This is a genomic window from Arthrobacter sp. HMSC08H08 (genome assembly GCF_001807575.1).
In the GTDB taxonomy this organism is placed as follows: domain Bacteria; phylum Actinomycetota; class Actinomycetes; order Actinomycetales; family Micrococcaceae; genus Pseudoglutamicibacter; species Pseudoglutamicibacter albus.
This window is the reverse complement of sequence record NZ_KV789386.1, coordinates 1-1,014: the sequence shown is the minus strand read 5'-3', so window position 1 is coordinate 1,014 and position 1,014 is coordinate 1. Positions and strand designations below refer to the sequence as shown.

The window sequence follows — 1,014 nt, the reverse complement described above, 5'->3', positions numbered from 1 at the left end:
AAGCCTAGGAACAAAACCCGGGACACTTCAAGTGGCGTGCTTATTCCGAAGTATCTGTTTGGCCTTGGTCTGCACGCGTTTTAGTTCTTCTCCAAGCGCAACGGAGTCTTTGGCGGGATTTGCATAGCTGGTAAACCCAAGCTCATCTAGTGCGTGAACGTCTGTGTAGAGCCCACGGAGCGCATCCAATTCGTTCTGAGTATGACTGAGTTTCTGCTCGGTTTTGTTAAGTTCACTTTGCGTCTTTGCCAGCTTGCTTTGAGCTTTTTCAGTTTCTGAATCTAGCTCTTGAATAACGCTTTGAAGTTCGGCTCGTTTTGTTACGACTTCTTCGAATAACCTAGCGAGGTCGCCACCTCCAGCCTCGGCTAAAACTTGTTGAAGACCGCCAACTTGTTCCTGAAGTTGCTGGATTTGTTGTTTTTTCCGTCCGAACATTATGGCTCCATTTGTGTTTGCTCGTCTTCGTCTCCGTGAATGTCGTAGCCGTGTCGGCGCAGATCAAGCGCTATGATATCATCTGACGCGCATGTCGGAAGACTCTAGTCATCATGTTCCGCATAGTCACCCGCAGGGTAACGTCCCGTAGGGTATTTAAGATCTTCGAAGCTCAATAAAAACTACTCCCCACTAGTCAGTAACTGATTTCTCAGTCCAACTAATGGGGAGCAGCTCATAAGCGGAGGATGGGGTGTTTGGTTTCACGACATCGTTCACCTCACTGCAAGACCCGACCGGTCTGCCGACGTTATCCACCTCGAGGCACGGGGCGGTGCAGAAACTAGCTGTCCAGCCGGCCACGAACCGTAGATATAACGGTGAACAGCAGACACAGCGACAGCAAAATAGCCCCGGGAACACCGGGAACCGCCAGACTGCAGGCACTTTGCCCAGCCACCTTGGCTGCACCCAAAAAACGGAACGATGTCCTGACACAGCCACCAAAAAACCGGAACGATGACCCGACACATCAAAGCCCCCGGACATAAAAAATGTCGGGACATCGTGTGAACG

At 50.9% G+C, this 1,014-nt stretch carries 1 protein-coding gene; it reads right to left on the bottom strand.

Going from position 1 to position 1,014, the window contains the following annotated elements:
• Positions 1-27 precede the first annotated feature (27 nt).
• Entirely contained in the window at positions 28-438 is a 411-nt protein-coding gene (locus tag HMPREF3175_RS04340; RefSeq protein ID WP_070490825.1) for a hypothetical protein, read from the bottom strand.
• Positions 439-1,014 lie beyond the last annotated feature (576 nt).

Coding starts and splice junctions, on each gene's coding strand:
- HMPREF3175_RS04340 (WP_070490825.1), bottom strand. CDS start 438: ATGTTCGGACGGAAAAAACAACAAATCCAGCAACTTCAGGAACAAGTT.